The following is a 19,733-nucleotide window of genomic DNA, read 5'->3' as shown; positions in this document are numbered from 1 at the left end:
TCCTGTAACTCTTTGATTTTTTAAGGTGATGCTTTGACAGATGAAAAAGTTTAGGTATATTGCGCGGACATTTTGGAGGTGTGGCTGAGCGGTTGAAAGCAACGGTCTTGAAAACCGTCGAAGGGGAAACTCTTCCGTGAGTTCGAATCTCACCGCCTCCGCCAAAATCAAAAAGAAGCCCTGAGCAATCAGGGCTTCTTTTTTTGTGCCGCAAAAAAGCTTTTAGCCCTGCATCAGCGCCTGCAGGGCACGGCGAATGGCACGGGCATGTTGCTGTGATGGGCAGGCAAACAGCTGCGCTGCGACCCAATCGAGCCAAGCGGGGCCTAGTTCAGCGCGCTTGGCGAGGAGTTCGCGGGCCTGTTGTTGGGCTTGTGCTGGGGTTATGGGTGTAGCGCTCATCTTAGTCTTGCGAAGTGCTGGTGTGATTTGCCGACAGGCTGCTGTGATCGTCGCAAACCAAACGATTGCGGCCTCCTTGTTTGCCGCGATACAGGCGCATGTCCGCCTTGCGAAACAGCTCATTCATGCTGCGACCATCGGCTGGCCACTGCGCCAAGCCGAAGGTGGCCGACAGGGTTAAGGTGTCCTCGCCCAGTTGCAGGGGCGTGTTGGCGATTTGTTCGCGTAACGCCTGAATCATAGGTTCTGCGGCGTGTAGCTCGGTGTTGTGTAGCAGAATGGCGAATTCTTCGCCGCCGATTCGGCCAACGCTGTCGCTCAAGCGCACCCGCTCACGCAGGCACTTACTAACCTGCTGCAACGCTTGATCACCGGCTTGGTGGCCGTATTGGTCGTTGATGCGTTTGAAGTGGTCGATATCCATGATGACCAACACCTGCGGCAACCCTGAGCGTTCGGCAGCGGCGAGGCCGTGTTGCAGGGTTTGCTGAAAATGAGCGCGATTGGCTAAGCCGGTGAGCGAGTCAACCCGCGCTTGCAAGGCCAGCGCGGCATAGGCTTCTTGGCGGCGGCTCTCGTATAAATGCACAAACACCAAGATCGCCAAAGCGCAGAGCACGGCATTGCCGAGGTCAATCATTTGGTGGGCATTACTTGGCCAACCAAACTGGCTGAGGTAAGCGGCAAAGCCGAGCATTAAGAACGGCACGCTGATCAGCAAGCCGCGCATTTTGCCTAATAACAAGTAAGCCAGCGGCGGAATGCTGTAGAGCCAGACAAAGGCCGTTTTAGAGGCGTCGGGCATGACGATGATGTAGAGCAAAAAAGCGCTGGTGGGCAGCAAGTAGGCATAGATCAGCCATGTAATGCGCGACATACGGCGCACCCGCAGGGCAGAGAACGCCAGCAACAGGCTGCAGGCTACTTCTAGCCCGGCAAACAGCCAGTTGCCGTCCTGCCATTGCAGACCGGCGAATAGCAGCAGCACGGCGGCAGTCCAGAGCAGTAGGTACAGCATCATGCTGCGTTGCCCGGTTTCGAAAAGCCCTACGGTGGTGTCGAAGGCGTGCGGTTTGCTCATGGCGGCTCCTGCGCGGTGACTTGCAGGGTAACGCACCGCGTTACGGTAGGGTCAAGAATGCTTTGTCGATCGAATGCGCTGTTTTGGTGCGTTCAGGGGTGTGCCGTGTGGCGTTTTAGTGGCCATGCGGAGCAGGATGGCGAAGGTTAAAGCACATTTGACGCCCAAATTATGGCGCTGCGTAAAGCTGGAACGCCTCTTGCTCAGCGGAGGAGTCTTTATTGGTTTGGCGCAATGCCAGGGAGGCACGTCATGTTGCTGCAACCCGCAGGAGTGCTGTTACGTCGACTTGGGCCGCTGGCGACGGTTGCTTTGCTGCTGTCTATCTCGGTGAGCTTGTTATGGCAGTTGCGCCAACAGCCGGCCTTGGTGATTTTGACGGCGCTGCTGTTGGCTTATTTTGCCTTGGCGTTATTGCTGCAGCGGGTTCGCCAATTACCGCCGGGGCAGGCTTGGTTGCCCCTCGAAGAGCGGCGCTTGGGCGAGCGGCAGCGCCAAGTGCTGGCGCAAGTCGAGCATGCGGCCAGCGAACTCAACACGACCAGTGAACAGCTAGCCTGCGATATCTCTGAGCAAAGTCTGGCGACCAGCTCGATTGCCGCAGCGGTAGAGCAATTTGACGCCACGTTGCAGGCCGGCGCCGATCTTGGTCGGCATTGCCAGCACACTGGGCGCAAGATGCGTGAGCAATCCGCGCAGGCCACAGAGTTAGTGCAGCGCATGCACAGCCAAATGCAGAGCGTGGCACAGCAGGTTTGCCAAACCCGTGAGCAATTACAGATGTTGCAAGCTCACAGCGCGCAGATTGCCGATGTCAGCAAGATCATTGCGATGATCGCTCAGCAAACCAACCTGTTAGCCCTGAATGCGGCTATTGAGGCAGCGCGCGCCGGCAAATATGGCCGTGGTTTTGCGGTTGTCGCCGACGAGGTAAGGGCATTGTCGCAACGCAGCCAAGCCTCGGCCGGTGAAATTGCGCAAAGTATCGAAGCCATGCAGGCGCAAATTGATGCGCTGCAAGGCTGCGTACAAGGGGTCGATGATGCCGCGGAACAAACTCAGCAATGCGCCGAGCAAGCGCAAGCGGCGACGTTAAATATCGATCAGTGCAGCCAAGTGCTGAATGATCAAATGCACGAATTGGAACACGCGCGAATGGAACAAACCCAAGCCGTCACCACCATTAACAGCAGTTTGCAGCAGCTTGGCTTGCTGGCACAGCGTAATCGCGAACATGCACAACAAGGGGCACAAGTGGCCGAATACGTGTTAACGGTTTGTCAGGGCAACGTTTAAGGAGCGAACAATGCACGCATGGTTATGGGCTGGTGCAGCCTTTGTCGGTGTGGTGTTGTCGTTGGCATTGGTCAGCTGGCTGGTTCACCTGCAAACCGCGCGACGCTTACGCCGCACGCAGCAGCAAGGTCTGATGTGGTTGGGCCGCCTGCGCGAGATTTTGGCGCAAATGCAGCGTCATCGCGGGGTGAGTTACGCCTGGCATCACGGCAGCAAGTCCATGGCGCAAGAGCGTGAGCAGCTGCAGCGTCAGCTTGATCAGCGCTTAACTGTTTTGAGCGCCGAGCTGCCTTGGCTGGCCAGCAATGAGCGTTGGCTCGGCATCACCGATCACTGGCAGCGCTTGGGCAGTAGCAGCTTGCAGCTGCATGCCGAAGACTGCTTGGCGCAGCACAATAATCTGATTCAGAACGTGCTGTACCTGATTGAAGACTTGGCTTTGCAGTTTCGCTTATCGCGCCTGCGCTTAGCCAATGGCTTGCACGTGCGCATTCTGTGGCGTGAATTACTCGCAGTGGCTGAATGCGTGGGGCAAGTACGTGCGCTCGGCAGTGGTGCCTGTGCCGATGGCTATTGCGACAGCGTGACACGCATTCGCCTGAACTACCTGCGCGAACAAGTCGAGCACGCCAGTCAGGCGATCTGGCAGCAGCTGCCGCCCAGTCGTGAGCAGAAGAATGCCTTACAGGCCTTGCTGGGGTGCTTGGACAGGGTGCTGTTACGCGGCCAAGTCGACTTGGGCGCAACGGAATTCTTCCAGCTAGCCAGTCATTCGCTGGATGCTTTGCACGCGCAATACGACGACGCCATGCTGGCGTTGCAACGCTAACGGCTCGGCAAGAGGGGGCAGTGAGCTGTTTCGGTGCAGCTTGTATCAAAAGCACAACAAACCCTAGGCTTACCCTATGCCTAGGAGAGTGCCATGCCTGCCGTCGTAACCCTGACGCTAAACCCCTCGCTTGATAAAGCCAGCAGCCTAGAAGCGCTCAGGCCCGAGAGTAAATTACGCCTCAGCGCGCCGACGTTAAGTGCCGGAGGTGGCGGGCTCAACGTAGCGCGTGCATTGGTGAGCTTGGGCTGCCCAGCGCAGGCGGTGTATCCCGCTGGCGGCCCGGCAGCCGCGTTATTGCAGCAGGCGCTAGAAGAAGCTGGCGTAAGCGCGCATGCCGTGGCCGTGGCGGCGCCGCTGCGCGAATGTTTGAACGTGCACGAACGCAGCACAGGCCGAGAATATCGCTTGATCATGCCGGGGGCGACTTTGGCGCACAGCGAAATCGATACTGTTTTGCAAGCGCTCGCGGACTTGTCTGGCTATCGGTATCTGGTGATCAGCGGCAGCTTGCCGGCAGGATGTGATGCCGCAGTCGTGGTGCGTGCCATGCGTCTGGCCAAGCACGCTGGCGCGCGCTGCGTGCTGGATTTGCCGGGTAACGTCTTGGCCGCCGTGCTTGCTGAAGAATCGGCGTATTTGATCAAACCCAATGTGCATGAGCTGGCGGATTTGCTCGGCGTACCCAGCGTACCTATTGAGCAAGCGGGGCTGGCCGCGCAACAACTGGTGGCGCGTGGCTTGGCGCAGCTGGTGTTGGTGTCTTGTGGCGCGAGCGGCGCGGCGTGGGCAAGCCCTTGGGGCGTGGATAGCCAGCAGGCGCCAACGGTGGCGAGCATCAGCAGTGTGGGAGCGGGGGATAGTCTAGTGGCCGGCTTTATCGCCGCGGCATTAACCAAGCCGCCGAATGATGCCGTTAGTGTGCGTGCGGCCGTGCTGTATGGCATGGCTGCTGGAACAGCCGCCACCTTAACGCCGAGTGATCGGCTGTGTGAGGCGGCGACGGTCGAGCAGTTATTCCGCGAGCTTAAACAGCCAAGCTGACCTGATTGCGGCCATTACGTTTGGCTTGATAGAGCGCTTGGTCGGCGCGCTGGATCAAGTCGCTGCCGTTTTCGTCGCTGTGCAAACTGGCACAGCCAAGGCTGACTGACAGCGGAATGTTCTGGCTGTTGACGCGGAACTGCAGGCTGTCGATGTTTTGCCGAATGCGCTCGGCAATCATCAGCGCATCTTGGCGGCTGGTGTTGGTCAGCAGCACGAGAAACTCTTCGCCGCCGTAGCGAAACACCATGTCGATGTTGCGCAGCGAGCTTTTGATCGCATTAGCAACCGAGCGCAGGGCTTCGTCACCGGATTGATGGCCCCACTGATCATTGAGGTTTTTGAAGTGGTCGATGTCGATCAGCAAGGCCGACAGCGGCTGCTGATGACGCTTGGCCATGGCCACTTCGCGCTCCAAGGTTTTATCCATGGCGACGCGGTTGCCGGTGCCGGTCAGGCCGTCACGCAGCGCGCTGCGCAGGGCATCGCGGTACATCAGCGCATTGCGCATGGGGAACAACAGGGCGCCGATCAGGGTTTCGATACGCGCCAATTCAGCTTCTTCAAAACGCTGTTGGCGACGCAGAACCAGCTCGCCCAAGTATTGGCTTTCGTGGGTGAGGCGATAGCTGGCCGAGTGACTGCCACGCTGACCCAGCTCGATACGCAACTCAACCGGGGCGTTTTGATAGCTCAGGGCGTCAATCGGGCAGGCGTGTTGCAGTTCCTGAAAGAAAATTGCCAGCAGGCGCTCCATCTCCAAGCTGGTCTGCAGCATGCTCACCAACTGCTGGCGGATACTCTCCAAGCTGCGCGGGGTTTGGCTTTGCACGCGACGACGACGCGGCTGAGCGATTTGCAACCGGGCGGTGTCGAAGTCGATGGTGTTGCTTTGAACCGAGCCTGCCATGGAAACCTCTACTGGAGTAAACACTAATGGGCATGGTTGACAGGGTTAAAGCGCAAACTGTGCCAGAAGCGAAGCAGGCTAGCTGTGGAGCGGGTTTTGGCGTTTTTTGTGCTGCCGCTCAGTGGCGTAGTGCCAGCTAATTGGCAGGCTTTTGCCGTCTGCGGCAAGGTGCTTGCCGCAGACGTTGCCGTTTTATTGACGGTTATTGAGCGTCGAAACTTTGCCCGTTGATGCCTTGGCTATCGGCACCCATGAGGTACAGATACACCGGCATGATGTCTTCGGGGGCAGGGTTCTTGTCGGGGTTTTCCCCGGGGTAAGCCGCAGCGCGCATGCTGGTGCGGGTAGCGCCGGGGTTGATGCAGTTAGCGCGCACGTTGCCGGTGCCGTCCAACTCGTCGGCTAGCACTTGCATTAAGCCTTCGGTGGCAAACTTCGATACCGCATAGGCGCCCCAGAAAGCACGGCCCTTGCGGCCCACGCTGCTGGAGGTGAACACCACCGAGGCGTCGCTGGATAAACGCAGCAGCGGTAGCAGGGTGCGGGTCAGGTTGAACGCAGCGTTGACGTTCACCTGCATCACACGCTGCCAGTGGTCGGCAGCGTACTGATCAATCGGCGCCATCGGGCCGAGTTGCGCGGCGTTATGCAGCACGCCGTCGATATGGCCGAATTCGCGCTCTAAGGTGGCGGCTAGCTCGTCGTATTCGTGGGCTTGTGCGGTTTCTAAGTTCAGCGGGTAGATGGCTGGTTGTGGGTGGCCAGCGGCTTCAATCTGGTCGTAGATATGCTCCAGCGCTTCGATATTGCGGCCCAGCAAAATTACCGTGGCGCCGTGTGCGGCAAAGCTTCGCGCAGCAGCGGCACCGATGCCTTTGCCGGCACCAGTGACCAAAATCGTGCGACCTTTAAGCAGCTCGGCGGGGGCACTGTAGTCGAACATGAAGGGCTCCTTGGGTGGCGCGCTGCGCCAAATAAATCAGTCAGTTATTAGCAGCCGCACAGGGCTTGTTCGAGCACGCGGCGCAGGTCTAGCGGCTGGTCGATCACCACGTCGGCGCCCCAGTTGCCGGGGTTGTCCTCGGGGTGAATGTAGCCGTAGCGCACCGCGCAGGTGCGCATACCAGCGGCGCGGCCTGCTTCGATATCGCGCACGTGGTCGCCCACATACAGCACTTCGCTGGGCTCGATATTCAGTTGCGTGCAGGCTAAATGCAGTGGCTCTGGGTCAGGCTTGCTGCGGGCTACGTGGTCTGGGCAAATCAGCACCGCACTGCGTTCATGCAGGTTAAGCGCACGCATCAGTGGCTCGGCAAAACGCACCGGCTTATTGGTGACCACGCCCCAGTGCAGGCGGGCTTGCTCAAGGCTGGCGAGCAGTTCTTCGATGCCGGCATAGGGGCGCGAATACACAGCGCAGTGATCCAAATAACGCTCAAGAAAATCTTGTCTAAGCGGCTCAAACGCGTCGCTGTCGGGGTCGATGGCAAAGGCGGTGGCCACCATGGCGCGGGCGCCATCACTGACCACCGCACGCACGGCGTCTTCATCAGCCGGCGGCAAGCCGCGTGCGGCGCGCATGGCTTGGGTCACGGCGATAAAGTCGGGCGCGGTGTCCAGCAAGGTGCCATCGAGGTCGAACAGTACGGCTTTTAAGCGCATCAGGCGTCCTTATGGGTGTGGATCATGTAGTTCACGTCCACATCGGCTTCTAGCTTGTAGGTGCGGGTCAGCGGGTTGTAGGTCAGGCCGATGATTTCTTTCACGTCGAGGTCGGCGGCGCGGCACCAAGCGCCCAGCTCGGAGGGGCGAATAAACTTTTTAAAGTCGTGGGTGCCACGCGGCAGCATGCGCAGCACATATTCCGCACCGATGATGGCGAACAGATAGGCCTTGGGGTTGCGGTTGATGGTGGAGAAGAACACTTCGCCACCGGGCTTAACCAGCGTGTAGCAGGCGCGAATGACTGAGGCCGGGTCCGGCACGTGTTCGAGCATCTCTAGGCAGGTGACTACATCGAACTGGCCGGGCATTTCGGCAGCCAATTCTTCAGCGGTGCAGCGGCGGTAATTGACCTTGGCGCCGGACTCCAGCTGATGCAGCTGCGCCACTGCCAGCGGTGCTTCGCCCATGTCGATGCCGGTGACATCGGCGCCACGCAGCGCCATGGCTTCGCTCAAAATGCCGCCGCCACAACCGACGTCGAGCACAGTCTTGCCGGCAAGCCCGGCGCGCTGATCAATCCACTGCACGCGCAGCGGGTTGATGTCGTGCAGCGGTTTAAATTCGCTGTTGCGGTCCCACCAGCGGCTGGCGAGGGCTTCGAATTTGGCGACTTCACTACGGTCAACGTTGCTCATAAGCATTCCTTAACGAGGACGAATGCGCTCAGCCCACTGTTGAGCAGCAGCGCGCAGGGCGCTGCTATCGTGGCGTTGCAGTTGGCGGTTGCTCAGCAAAGGCTTGCCGGCTACCCAAACATGCTGCACGCAGTCACGTGAGCTGGCGTAAATCAGTTGTGATACCGGGTCGTACAGCGGTTGCTGGGTAAGCCCGGATAAATCAAAAGCGACCATGTCAGCCTGTTTGCCGACTTCCAGCGAGCCGATCTGTGCGTCTAGGCCTAAGGCGCGGGCGCCATTTAAGGTGGCCATGCGCAAGGCGCGGTGTGCATCTAAAGCAGTGGCATCACCGCTGACAGCTTTGGCTAACAGTGCGGCGGTGCGGGTTTCGCCGAGCAAATCCAAATCGTTATTGCTCGCCGCGCCGTCGGTGCCAATCGCCACATTCACCCCGGCTTGCCAGAGACGTTCGACGGGGCAAAAGCCGCTGGCGAGTTTCATGTTCGACTCTGGGCAGTGGATCACGCTGGTGTTGCTTTCTACCAAAAGGGCCAGATCGTCGTCGCTGATCTGCGTCATGTGCACCGCTTGCAGGCGCGGGCCGAGCAGGCCTAACTCAGCCAAGCGCGCCAAAGGGCGTTGGCCGGTATTGGCGAGCGCTTCTTGCACCTCGTGGGCGGTTTCATGAATGTGCATGTGAATGTTTAGGTCACATTCTTCAGCCAGCAGGCGCACTTGCTTAAGGTTGTCATCGTTAACCGTGTAGGGCGCGTGCGGGCCCAGCGCAACGCTAAGGCGCGGGTGGTTCTTCAGCTCGTCGTGCAAGCGCAAGCCTTGGCGCAGTGCGCTGGCGGTATCGCTGGCGCCGGGCACGGGGAAGTCGATCACTGGCACGCTGATCTGCGCACGTACGCCGGCAGCGTGATACACCTCGGCGGCAATGCCGGGGTAAAAGTACATATCGGCGCTGCTGGTGATGCCGCCGAGCACCTGCTCGGCAACCGCGAGTTCGGTGCCGCAGCGCACGAAGTCTTCATTCACCCATTGGCCTTCGGCGGGCCAGATGTGCTCTTGCAGCCAGGTCATCAGCGGCAGGTCATCGGCTAAACCGCGAAACAAACTCATCGCCGCATGGCCATGCGCATTGATCAGGCCGGGGGCCAGCAGCATGCCGGGTAACTCAAGGGTTTGTTTGGCGTTAAGCGTGCGTGCTTGCTCTGCGGGGCAGATAATAGTGATGACGCCGTCGCGAACGCCCAGTGCGTGATCACGCAGTACCACACCAGCAGGCTCAACCGGTACGAGGTAGCTGGGCAGGACGAGTAAATCGAGCGGGGCGGCGTGGTCTGGCATGGGGTGTCCGGCGATTTTAAGTCGCGCCAGTATACCCGAGCCAAGAAGCCACGGGGCGGCTATAATGCCGCGCTTTTTGAGGGTGGAGACTGTCATGCGCGAGCGTTTGCTAGCGGCCGAGAAGGTGGTACCGATTCGTTGGCACGATGGCAGCTTGTACCTGCTTGATCAACGTCAGCTGCCGCTTAAAGAGCATTGGCAGCGGTTTGAACGCAGCAGCGATGTGGCGACGGCGATTCGCGACATGCTGGTGCGCGGCGCACCGGCAATCGGCATTGCCGCGGCCTTTGCTGTGGTGTTGGCGGCACGTGCGCGTTACGCCGCCGGCGGTGATTGGCGTGGTGCGTTAGCCGCCGATTGCCAGCAGCTCGCTGAAGCTAGGCCCACAGCGGTCAACTTATTTTGGGCGCTGCGCCGAATGGCGGAATGTTTGGCGGCGCAAAGCGACGACACAGCCCTGCAAGCGTTGGAGCAAGAGGCGCTGGAGATTTACACCAGCGACCGCGAAGCTAACTTGGTGATGGCCCAGTTGGGCGCCGAAGTGATCGAGCGCGACAATCCGCATCCGCAACACATTTATACCCACTGCAATGCCGGCGCTTTGGCGACCGGTGGCTTTGGTACCGCGCTGGGTGTGGTGCGTGCGGCGCATTTGGCTGGGCTGGTGGAGCGCGTGTTCGTCAATGAAACCCGTCCATGGCTACAGGGCTCGCGTTTGACTGCGTGGGAGTTGCTGCAAGAGGGCGTGCCGATGCGCCTGAATGTGGATTCCGCCGCCGCGCATGTGATGCGTGAGCACGAAGTGCGCTGGGTGATTGTCGGCGCCGACCGAATTGCCGAAAACGGCGACGTGGCGAACAAGATTGGCACCTATCAGCTGGCGGTCACGGCCATGCACCACGGCGCCAAGCTGATGGTGGTGGCGCCTAGCTCCAGCATCGACATGGATTGCGAATGTGGCGACGACATTGAGATCGAAGAGCGCAATCCCGACGAGTTGCTGTCGGTGGCGGGGCAACGCATCACCGTGGATATGCCGGTGTTCAATCCCTCGTTCGATATCACCCCGGCGGATTTGATCGACGTGATCGTCACCGAAAAGGGCATTGTCGAGCGTCCCGATGAAGAAAAAATGCAGGCACTGATGTGTCGTAAGCGTCTGCATTAACCCGTCTCAAGATGGCCAGCGTGGTTTTTCGCCGGCCATCTTTAAGCTGCTGATTTAAATGGGTGATATTCGCGTGAGCGCACCGCGCGTGATGTGGTAGCATCAAGCGCATTTTTTCGCCTGCCGACCTACTTGGCAGGCCTTGGCCCAAGGCGCGCAAAGCGCGGCGGGCAGGACAGCTAGATAACAAGGAACCAGGCAGCATATGGGCGAACTGGCCAAAGAAATCCTCCCAGTCAATATCGAAGATGAGCTGAAGCAGTCCTACCTCGATTACGCCATGAGCGTGATCGTGGGGCGTGCACTCCCGGATGTGCGCGATGGCTTAAAGCCCGTGCACCGTCGCGTGCTCTACGCGATGAGCGAGCTGAAAAACGACTGGAACAAGCCCTACAAGAAGTCGGCGCGTGTGGTCGGTGACGTCATCGGTAAATACCACCCGCACGGCGACTCGGCGGTGTACGACACCATCGTGCGTATGGCGCAGCCTTTCTCGCTGCGTTACACCTTGGTCGATGGTCAAGGTAACTTCGGTTCCATCGACGGCGACTCTGCCGCGGCGATGCGTTACACCGAAGTGCGCATGGCCAAGCTGGCTCACGAAATTCTCGCTGACCTCGATAAAGAAACCGTCGACTGGGTGCCTAACTACGACGGCACCGAGCAAATTCCGGCGGTTATGCCTACTAAGGTGCCGAACCTGTTGGTCAATGGCTCCAGCGGTATTGCCGTGGGTATGGCGACCAATATTCCGCCGCATAACCTGCGCGAAGTGATCGACGGCTGCTTGGCGCTGATCCAAAACCCAGAGCTGGGTGTCGATGATCTGATGCAGTTCATCCCCGGCCCGGATTTCCCCACAGCCGCAATCATCAATGGCCGTGCTGGCATTATCGAGGCGTACCGCACCGGCCGTGGCCGTGTGTACATGCGTGCTCGCGCCGATTTCGAAGATATCGACAAGAGCGGCCGCCAGCAGATCGTGATTACCGAGCTGCCGTACCAGCTGAACAAAGCGCGCCTGATCGAAAAGATCGCTGAGCTGGTTAAAGAAAAGAAAATCGAAGGCATCAGCGAGCTGCGCGACGAGTCGGACAAAGACGGCTTGCGCGTGGTGATCGAGCTGCGCCGCGGCGAAGTGGCCGAGGTAGTGCTGAACAACCTCTACGCACAAACCCAGCTGCAGAGTGTGTTCGGTATCAACATGGTGGCGCTGGTCGATGGTCAGCCGCGCACCTTAAACCTCAAGGAAATGCTTGAGGCGTTTATCCGCCACCGCCGCGAAGTGGTCACCCGCCGTACTGTGTACGAGCTACGTAAAGCCCGTGAGCGTGGCCATATTCTGGAAGGCCAAGCGGTTGCCCTGTCGAATATCGACCCGGTGATTGAGCTGATCAAGAAGTCGCCAACCCCGGCCGAGGCCAAAGAAGCCTTGATCGCCACCGGTTGGGAAGCCGGTGCCGTGGTGCACATGGTCGAGCGTGCTGGCGCGGAAAGCTGCCGCCCGGAAGATCTGCCCGAGCATTACGGCATGCGCGACGGCAAGTACTACCTGTCGCCCGAGCAAGCGCAAGCCATTCTGGAGCTGCGTCTGCACCGTTTGACCGGCCTTGAGCACGAAAAACTGCTCGCCGAGTATCAAGAGATTCTGGTCCAGATCGGCGAGTTGCTGCGCATCCTCAACAGCGCTGAGCGCCTGATGGAAGTGATCACCGAAGAGCTGGAGCAAGTAAAAGCCGAGTTCGGCGACGATCGTCGCAGCGAAATCGTCGCTTCGCAGATGGACTTGTCCATGGCCGACCTGATTCCGCAGGAAGAGCGCGTGGTGACCATCTCCCACGGCGGCTATGCCAAGACCCAGCCGCTGTCGGTCTATCAAGCGCAGCGTCGCGGCGGTCGAGGTAAGTCGGCCACCGGCGTGAAGGATGAAGACTACATCGAGCACCTGCTAGTCGCTAACAGCCACGCCACGCTGCTGCTGTTCTCCAGCAAGGGCAAGGTGTACTGGCTGCGCACCTTTGAAATTCCTGAGGCTTCGCGTACCGCGCGTGGCCGCCCGCTGGTTAACTTGCTGCCGCTGGATGAAGGCGAGCGCATCACCGCGATGCTTGAGATCGATCTCGAAGCGCTGCAAGCCAAAGCCGCTAACGAAGAAGAGCTGGACGATAACGACAGCAACGTGATCGAGGGCGAACTGGTCGAAGCGGATGACGCCGACGACAACGCCGATGACAGCGACGACACCTTGGATGAGCCCACTGGCGAATACATCTTCATGGCCACCGCTTTCGGTACCGTGAAGAAAACCCCGTTGGTGCAGTTCAGCAAGCCACGCAGCTCGGGCCTGATTGCCCTGAAGCTGGAGGAGGGCGACACCCTGATCGCCGCCGCCATCACCGATGGCAGCAAAGAGGTCATGCTGTTCTCCGACGGCGGCAAAGTAATCCGCTTTAAAGAAAGCCACGTGCGTACCATGGGTCGTACCGCTCGCGGTGTGCGCGGTATGCGCTTGGCCGATGAGCAGCGGCTGATTTCTATGCTGATCCCCGAGGCTGGCGCGGAAATCCTCACCGCTTCGGTGCGTGGCTACGGTAAGCGTACTGAGCTGGCCGAGTTCCCGCGTCGCGGTCGTGGCGGTCAGGGCGTGATTGCCATGGTCAGCAACGAGCGTAATGGTCAGCTGGTCGGTGCCATTCAGGTGCAATGTGGCGAAGAGATCATGCTGATCTCTGACCAAGGCACCCTGGTGCGTACCCGTGTGGATGAGGTGTCGAGCTTGGGGCGTAATACCCAAGGGGTGACCCTGATCAAACTGGCCAGCGATGAGTCGTTGGTTGGCTTGGAGCGAGTTCAAGAGCCCTCTGTCGAGGATGACGAACTGCTCGAAGACGGTGAGGACGCCGTTGCCCAGGTAACAGAAGCCGCCAGCGCGGACTCTGTCGAAGAGTAAGTAAAACCAATGGAAAGCCACCAGCGCCTTACCTAAGGCGCTGGTTTGTTTAAGCGTTGAGATAGAAGAGTTCAGCATGCGCGCGTTTAATTTCTGTGCCGGTCCAGCTGCGTTACCCGAAGCTGTTTTGCAACAAGCTCAGGCCGAATTGGCCGATTGGCAGGGCAAAGGCCTGTCCGTGATGGAAATGAGCCATCGCAGTGAAGAGTTTGTTGGTATCGCCCAGAAAGCCGAACAAGACCTGCGCGACCTGCTGGCGATTCCCGCTAATTACAAAGTGCTGTTCTTGCAGGGCGGCGCGAGCAGCCAGTTTGCGATGATCCCGCTGAACCTGCTCGGTGCAGGCCAAGTGGCCGATTACATCGACACCGGCATCTGGTCGAAAAAAGCCATTGAAGAAGGCCAGCGTTACGGCCAACTGAACGTGGCGGCTAGCGCCAAAGCTGACAAGTATTTCGCCATCCCCGAGCAAGCTAGCTGGCAGTTGAGCAAAGACGCCGCCTACCTGCACTACACGCCGAACGAGACCATCGGCGGTCTGGAGTTTGGCTGGATTCCCGAAGTGGATGCGCCGCTGGTGGCGGATATGTCGTCGACCATTTTGTCGCGTCCGCTGGATGTTTCGCGTTTCGGCATGATCTACGCCGGTGCGCAGAAGAACATCGGCCCAGCCGGCCTGACCATCGTGATCATCCGTGAAGACTTGCTCGGCAAGGCGCAAGCCGCTTGCCCGACCATGTTCAACTACCAAGTCGCGGCCGATAACGAGTCGATGTTTAACACCCCGCCGACCTTCGCTTGGTATTTGTCGGGCCTAGTGTTCAGCTGGCTGAAAGCGCAGGGCGGCCTGACCGCTATCGAGCAGCTCAACCGCCGTAAGCAAGAAAAACTCTATGCCGCGATTGATAACAGCAGCCTGTATGCCAACCCGATTGCCGTGGCGGATCGTTCGTGGATGAACGTGCCGTTCACCTTGGCCGATGAGCGCTTAGAAAAGCCTTTCTTGGCCGGCGCCGAAGCGCGCGGTTTGCTGAACCTCAAGGGACACCGTTCGGTGGGCGGCATGCGCGCCAGCATCTATAACGCGGTGCCCGAGGCAGCCGTGGATGCCTTGGTGGCGTACATGCAGGAATTCGAAAAGGAGCAGGGCTAATGTCGAGCACCGAAGAAAGCCAGCTCAAGGCGCTGCGTAAGCGCATCGACAGCATCGACGAGAAAATCCTCGAGCTGATCAGTGACCGCGCGCGCTGCGCCCAAGAAGTGGCGCGGGTGAAGATGCAGTCGCTGCCCGAAGGCGAAAGCCCGGTGTATTACCGCCCCGAGCGGGAAGCGTGGGTGCTCAATCACATCATGGAACTGAACAAAGGCCCGCTCGATAACGAAGAGATGGCGCGTTTGTTCCGCGAAATTATGTCCACTTGCTTGGCACTCGAGCAGCCGCTGAAAGTGGCCTTCTTGGGCCCGGAAGGCACCTTCACGCAAGCCGCCGCGCTGAAACACTTCGGCAATGCGGTGATCAGCGTGCCGATGGCCGCGATCGACGAAGTGTTCCGCGAAGTCGCCGCCGGTGCGGTCAACTTTGGCGTGGTGCCAGTGGAGAACTCCACCGAGGGTGCGATCAATCACACCCTCGATAGCTTTATGGAGCACGACCTGCACATCTGTGGCGAGGTTGAGCTGCGCATTCACCACCACTTGCTGGTGGGTGAAAACACCAAGACTGACCGCATCACACGTATTTATTCGCACGCGCAGTCGCTGGCGCAGTGCCGCAAGTGGCTGGACTCGCACTACCCGAATGTCGAACGTGTGGCCGTATCGAGCAACGCCGATGCCGCCAAGCGCATTAAAGGCGAGTGGAACAGCGCGGCGATTGCCGGCGACATGGCCTCCGATCTGTATGGCTTGACCAAGCTGCACGAAAAAATCGAAGACCGCCCGGATAACTCCACGCGCTTCTTGATCATCGGTAACCAAGAAGTACCGCCGACCGGTGAGGACAAGACTTCGATCATCGTCTCGTGCCGCAATAAGCCCGGCGCGCTGCACGATTTGCTAGCGCCGTTCCACACCAATGGCATCGATCTGACCCGCATCGAAACCCGTCCTTCACGCAGCGGTGTGTGGAGCTACGTGTTCTTTATCGACTTCCGTGGTCATCGCCACGACCCGCTGATCAAAGATGTGCTTGAGCGCATCAATGACAGCCAAGTCGGCGTCAAGGTGCTGGGTTCCTACCCCAAAGCGGTTCTGTAATTGGCTTGGCGCGCAAAGTGTGCCAGCGCTGTGAGGTAACGCATGTCGTGTGATTTTCTCGCTCAAGCCGTAGCGGGCGTGCAAAAGCTGTCGCCCTATGTGCCCGGTAAGCCGGTGGATGAGCTGGCGCGTGAGCTGGGTTTGGCGGTGGATTCCATCGTTAAGCTGGCCAGCAACGAAAACCCGCTGGGGCCAAGTCAGAAGGCTTTGGCAGCAATTCAGGCTGAACTGCCAGAGCTAACCCGCTACCCCGATGGCAATGGTTTTGTGCTCAAGCAGGCGCTGGCCAATAAGTTTGCCCTCGCGCTGGAGCAAATCACCTTAGGCAATGGCTCTAACGACATTCTCGAGCTGGTCGCTCGGGCCTTTTTGGCGCCCGGCTTAAATGCTGTGTTTAGCCAGCATGCGTTTGCCGTGTATCCGCTAGCCACCCAAGCGGTGGGTGCCGAAGGCCGCAGCGTACCGGCTAAAGACTGGGGGCATGATCTGCCAGCGATGCTCGCCGCATGCGATGCCAATACCCGGGTCATTTTTATCGCCAACCCTAACAACCCGACCGGCACTTGGTTTGATCAGGCAGCGCTTGAGGCTTTCCTCGATCAAGTGCCTGAGCACATTCTGGTGGTGTTGGATGAGGCCTATACCGAATACAGCGCAGCGGGCGAGTTGCCTAATGGCTTGGATTATTTATCGCGTTACCCGAACTTGCTGGTCTCGCGCACTTTCTCTAAGGCTTACGGTTTAGCTGCGTTGCGTATTGGCTATGCGGCTTCAAGCCCCGTGGTGGCCGATGTGCTTAACCGCGTGCGCCAACCGTTTAACGCCAATAGCCTCGCGCTGGCTGCGGCTGCTGCGGCACTCACAGATGATGCCTACCTAGAGCGCAGCCGTGTGCTGAATGACCAAGGCATGCAGCAGCTAACAGCAGGCTTTGCCGAGCATGGCCTTAACTGGATTGCTTCGCGCGGCAACTTTATTGCCGTGGACGTACAGCGCGATGCCGGGCCGGTTTATCAAGCACTGCTGCGTGAAGGGGTGATCGTGCGTCCGGTGGCGGGTTACGGTATGCCACAGCATTTGCGCGTATCGATCGGTTTGCCGGAAGAAAATCAGCGCTTCCTTGAGGCCTTGCGTAAGGTGCTGGCGGCGTGAGCGTGCAGCTCAAACGACTGACAGTCGTTGGCTTAGGCCTGATTGGCGGCTCGTTTGCCAAAGGCCTGCGCGAAACCGGCCTGTTTGCTGAAGTGGTTGGGGTCGACAAAGACCCACGCAGTCGCGCCCGTGCCGTTGAGTTGGGCGTGGCTGATCGCTGTGAAGCAACCTTAGCCGCTGGCTGCGCAGGCGCCGATGTGATCATGCTCGCCGTGCCAATTCTGGCGATGGAGAAGGTACTGGCTGAGCTGGCCACGGTTGAGCTGGGGCAGGCAGTGATTACCGATGTCGGTAGTGCCAAAGGTAACGTGGTGCGCGCTGCTGAGCAGGCGTTTGGCGCATTCCCCGCTGCGTTTGTGCCGGGCCACCCGATTGCCGGCTCCGAGCAGAGCGGCGTTGAAGCCGCCAACGCTAGCTTGTTTCAGCGCCATAAAGTCATCCTCACCCCGCACGAGCGTACCGATCAGCAGGCGCTGCGTTTAGTGCGCAAGCTGTGGGTAGCACTGGGCGCGCAAGTCGAGTTTATGGACATAAGCCATCACGACGAAGTGTTGGCCGCCACCAGTCACTTGCCGCACTTGTTGGCGTTTGGTTTGGTCGACTCCTTGGCCAAACAAAGCGAAAATCTCGAGATTTTCCGTTATGCCGCGGGTGGTTTTCGCGACTTTACCCGTATCGCCGGCAGTGATCCGGTGATGTGGCATGACATCTTCCGCGCTAACCGTGAGGCGGTGCTGCGGATTTTAGACATTTATCGTGCCGATCTAGACAGCCTGCGCGCTGCCATCGACACCGGGGACGGCGTCAGCTTGCTGGGGATTTTTACCCGCGCCCAAGCGGCCCGTGAACACTTCACTAAGATGCTGGCCCGCAGGGCCTACATGGACACTATGCACAGTCAAGACGTCAGCTACCTGGCCAAGCCAGGCGGTCGCCTGAGTGGTCGCGTTCGCGTACCGGGTGACAAATCCATTTCACACCGTTCGATCATGCTCGGCTCGTTAGCCGAAGGCACCACCGAAGTGGAAGGTTTCCTTGAAGGTGAAGACGCGCTGGCGACCTTGCAGGCCTTCCGCGACATGGGCGTGGTGATTGAAGGCCCGCATAACGGTCGCGTGGTGGTGCATGGCGTAGGCTTGCATGGCCTCAAGCAGCCGCCGGGCCCGCTGTATTTGGGTAACTCGGGCACTTCAATGCGCTTGCTCTCAGGCCTGTTGGCGGGGCAGTCGTTTGACACGGTGCTGACCGGCGATGAGTCGCTGTCCAAGCGCCCGATGGGCCGTGTGGCTAAGCCGCTGCGTGAAATGGGTGCGTTGATTGAGACTGGTCCAGAAGGCCGTCCGCCGCTGACTATTCGTGGCGGTCAGCGCCTGTCTGGCATGCATTACGACATGCCTATGGCTAGTGCGCAGGTGAAGTCCTGTTTGTTGCTGGCTGGCCTGTACGCGGCTGGCGAAACCTCAGTGAGCGAGCCCGCGCCGACGCGTGACCATACCGAGCGTATGCTGCAAGGCTTTGGCTATGCGGTAGACGTGCAGGGCAATAAAGCCGCGGTTAAGAGTGGCGGCAAGCTGTCTGCTGGCAAAATTGAAGTACCGGCGGATATTTCATCGGCGGCTTTCTTCTTGGTGGCGGCGAGCATCGCTGAAGGTTCTGAATTGCTGTTGGAGCACGTGGGCATCAACCCAACCCGTACTGGCGTGATCGATATCCTGCGCTTGATGGGCGGCGATATTCAGGTTGAAAACCAGCGTGTGGTGGGTGGTGAGCCAGTAGCTGATCTGCGTGTGCGTGCTGCCAAGCTTAAGGGCATCGAAATTCCTGAAGAGCTGGTGCCGCTGGCGATTGACGAATTTCCTGTGCTGTTTGTGGCTGCCGCCTGTGCCGAAGGCACCACCATTCTGCGTGGTGCAGAAGAACTGCGCGTGAAAGAGTCCGACCGTATTCAAGTGATGGCCGATGGCTTGAAAGTGCTGGGCATTAAAGCCGAGCCGACGCCGGACGGTATCGTGATCGAAGGTGGGCAAATGCTCGGCGGCGAAATTGACAGCCACGGCGATCATCGTATTGCTATGGCCTTCTCGGTGGCCTCGCTGCGTGCGCATGATGACATCGTGATCCGTGACTGCGCCAACGTAGCCACCTCATTCCCCAACTTCTTAGGCATTGCGCAAGGCGCCGGTATTCAAGTGGCGATGGAGAGCAAGGCATGAGTGAGCAGCCGCTAGTCATCGCTATTGACGGCCCCAGCGGCTCCGGCAAAGGCACGGTGGCTGGGCGTTTGGCGCGCAAATTAGGCTTTCATCTGCTGGATTCCGGCGCCCTGTACCGCTTGCTGGCGTTTGCTGCGCGCAACCATGGCGTGGCGCTGGATAACGAAGAGGCCCTGAAAGTGCTGGCTGCGCACTTGGATGTGCAGTTCCTAGATGATGGCGCAGGGCAGAAGATTATTCTCGAAGGCGAAGAAGTCACTCAGCTGATCCGTACTGAAGAAGCTGGTGCTGGCGCATCGCAAGTGGCGGCTTTGCCTGCCGTGCGCGAGGCGCTGTTGCAGCGTCAGCGGGCGTTTTGTGAAGCGCCGGGGCTGATTGCCGATGGTCGTGACATGGGCACTGTGGTGTTTCCTGAGGCGCCATTGAAGATTTTCCTGACCGCTAGCGCCGAAGAACGTGCCCGCCGCCGTTACCTGCAGTTGAAGGGGCAGGGGCTGGATGTTAACCTTGAGAGTCTTTTGTTGGAGATTCAGGCTCGAGACGAGCGAGACATGAATCGTGCAGTGGCGCCATTACGGCCGGCCGCAGATGCGATCTTGATGGACTCCACGGAAATGAGCATCGATCAGGTGCTCGAAGCAATCGACGATGAGCTTGCAGCGCGAAGCCTCGGCGATTGAATTTTTGAGGCGGTAACAGGTACCAGTCGAGCATTTCTGCTGTCACCAAGACCTCAT

At 59.2% G+C, this 19,733-nt stretch carries 17 protein-coding genes and 1 tRNA gene; 11 read left to right on the top strand and 7 right to left on the bottom strand.

What is annotated here, in order from left to right; all coding sequences use genetic code 11:
- Positions 1-74: 74 nt before the first annotated feature.
- Positions 75-164 (top strand) — tRNA-Ser (locus BMX80_RS14125).
- A gap of 58 nt (positions 165-222) precedes the next feature.
- Here the strand turns inward: BMX80_RS14125 and BMX80_RS14120 are convergent.
- Together BMX80_RS14120 and BMX80_RS14115 are read right to left on the bottom strand one after the other, a co-directional pair.
- Complete coding sequence (locus tag BMX80_RS14120; RefSeq protein ID WP_074869670.1) at positions 223-402, bottom strand: hypothetical protein; 180 nt, start codon at positions 400-402, stop codon at positions 223-225.
- Position 403: 1 nt separating this feature from the next.
- Entirely contained in the window at positions 404-1,483 is a 1,080-nt protein-coding gene (locus BMX80_RS14115) for a GGDEF domain-containing protein (protein ID WP_074869667.1), read from the bottom strand.
- Positions 1,484-1,735: 252 nt separating this feature from the next.
- Between BMX80_RS14115 and BMX80_RS14110 the strand changes: the two genes are divergently transcribed.
- From BMX80_RS14110 to BMX80_RS14100, 3 genes are all read left to right on the top strand, one after another.
- The gene (locus tag BMX80_RS14110) at positions 1,736-2,779 is read left to right on the top strand and encodes a methyl-accepting chemotaxis protein (protein WP_074869664.1); all 1,044 of its coding nucleotides are present in this window, start codon (positions 1,736-1,738) and stop codon (positions 2,777-2,779) included.
- Between the two features lie 10 nt (positions 2,780-2,789).
- Positions 2,790-3,608, top strand: coding sequence for a nitrate- and nitrite sensing domain-containing protein (locus BMX80_RS14105; protein ID WP_074869660.1), 819 nt, complete (start codon positions 2,790-2,792; stop codon positions 3,606-3,608).
- A gap of 93 nt (positions 3,609-3,701) precedes the next feature.
- On the top strand, positions 3,702-4,652 hold the full coding sequence (locus BMX80_RS14100) for a 1-phosphofructokinase family hexose kinase (RefSeq protein WP_074869657.1): 951 nt from the start codon (positions 3,702-3,704) through the stop codon (positions 4,650-4,652).
- Here BMX80_RS14100 and BMX80_RS14095 read toward each other — a convergent pair.
- From BMX80_RS14095 to BMX80_RS14075, 5 genes are all read right to left on the bottom strand, one after another.
- Positions 4,636-5,562: a GGDEF domain-containing protein gene (locus BMX80_RS14095; protein ID WP_071872378.1), complete on the bottom strand. Its 927-nt coding sequence runs from the start codon at positions 5,560-5,562 to the stop codon at positions 4,636-4,638. The two genes, BMX80_RS14100 and BMX80_RS14095, sit on opposite strands and share 17 nt — an antisense overlap.
- A gap of 202 nt (positions 5,563-5,764) precedes the next feature.
- Entirely contained in the window at positions 5,765-6,505 is a 741-nt protein-coding gene (locus BMX80_RS14090; protein ID WP_071872377.1) for a YciK family oxidoreductase, read from the bottom strand.
- 47 nt (positions 6,506-6,552) lie between these two features.
- Complete coding sequence (gene mupP / locus BMX80_RS14085) at positions 6,553-7,224, bottom strand: N-acetylmuramic acid 6-phosphate phosphatase MupP (protein WP_074869655.1); 672 nt, start codon at positions 7,222-7,224, stop codon at positions 6,553-6,555.
- Positions 7,224-7,922 (bottom strand): bifunctional 2-polyprenyl-6-hydroxyphenol methylase/3-demethylubiquinol 3-O-methyltransferase UbiG, encoded by a 699-nt coding sequence (ubiG, locus tag BMX80_RS14080; RefSeq protein WP_071872375.1) that lies wholly within the window; start codon positions 7,920-7,922, stop codon positions 7,224-7,226. The genes mupP and ubiG overlap by 1 nt, the downstream gene beginning before the upstream one ends.
- A 9-nt stretch (positions 7,923-7,931) precedes the next feature.
- Complete coding sequence (locus BMX80_RS14075; protein ID WP_074869652.1) at positions 7,932-9,257, bottom strand: TRZ/ATZ family hydrolase; 1,326 nt, start codon at positions 9,255-9,257, stop codon at positions 7,932-7,934.
- A 94-nt stretch (positions 9,258-9,351) separates the two neighbouring features.
- Between BMX80_RS14075 and mtnA the strand changes: the two genes are divergently transcribed.
- The 7 genes from mtnA to cmk all read left to right on the top strand — a co-directional run bounded on the left by mtnA (position 9,352) and on the right by cmk (position 19,676).
- Positions 9,352-10,425, top strand: coding sequence for an S-methyl-5-thioribose-1-phosphate isomerase (mtnA, locus tag BMX80_RS14070; RefSeq protein ID WP_074869650.1), 1,074 nt, complete (start codon positions 9,352-9,354; stop codon positions 10,423-10,425).
- A 205-nt stretch (positions 10,426-10,630) separates the two neighbouring features.
- Positions 10,631-13,375, top strand: coding sequence for a DNA gyrase subunit A (gyrA, locus tag BMX80_RS14065; protein ID WP_074869645.1), 2,745 nt, complete (start codon positions 10,631-10,633; stop codon positions 13,373-13,375).
- A 76-nt stretch (positions 13,376-13,451) separates the two neighbouring features.
- Entirely contained in the window at positions 13,452-14,528 is a 1,077-nt protein-coding gene (serC, locus tag BMX80_RS14060) for a 3-phosphoserine/phosphohydroxythreonine transaminase (protein ID WP_074869642.1), read from the top strand.
- On the top strand, positions 14,528-15,631 hold the full coding sequence (pheA, locus tag BMX80_RS14055) for a prephenate dehydratase (RefSeq protein WP_071872370.1): 1,104 nt from the start codon (positions 14,528-14,530) through the stop codon (positions 15,629-15,631). The genes serC and pheA overlap by 1 nt, the downstream gene beginning before the upstream one ends.
- A gap of 42 nt (positions 15,632-15,673) precedes the next feature.
- Positions 15,674-16,783 (top strand): histidinol-phosphate transaminase, encoded by a 1,110-nt coding sequence (gene hisC, locus BMX80_RS14050; protein ID WP_074869641.1) that lies wholly within the window; start codon positions 15,674-15,676, stop codon positions 16,781-16,783.
- The gene (locus tag BMX80_RS14045) at positions 16,780-18,996 is read left to right on the top strand and encodes a bifunctional prephenate dehydrogenase/3-phosphoshikimate 1-carboxyvinyltransferase (protein ID WP_074869638.1); all 2,217 of its coding nucleotides are present in this window, start codon (positions 16,780-16,782) and stop codon (positions 18,994-18,996) included. The genes hisC and BMX80_RS14045 overlap by 4 nt, the downstream gene beginning before the upstream one ends.
- Positions 18,993-19,676, top strand: coding sequence for a (d)CMP kinase (gene cmk, locus BMX80_RS14040; protein ID WP_074869635.1), 684 nt, complete (start codon positions 18,993-18,995; stop codon positions 19,674-19,676). Before BMX80_RS14045 ends, cmk begins: the two co-directional genes overlap by 4 nt.
- Positions 19,677-19,733: the final 57 nt, after the last annotated feature.

The organism is Atopomonas hussainii, assembly GCF_900109735.1.
Classification (GTDB): domain Bacteria; phylum Pseudomonadota; class Gammaproteobacteria; order Pseudomonadales; family Pseudomonadaceae; genus Atopomonas; species Atopomonas hussainii.
This window is presented reverse-complemented; position numbering and strand designations above follow the sequence as displayed.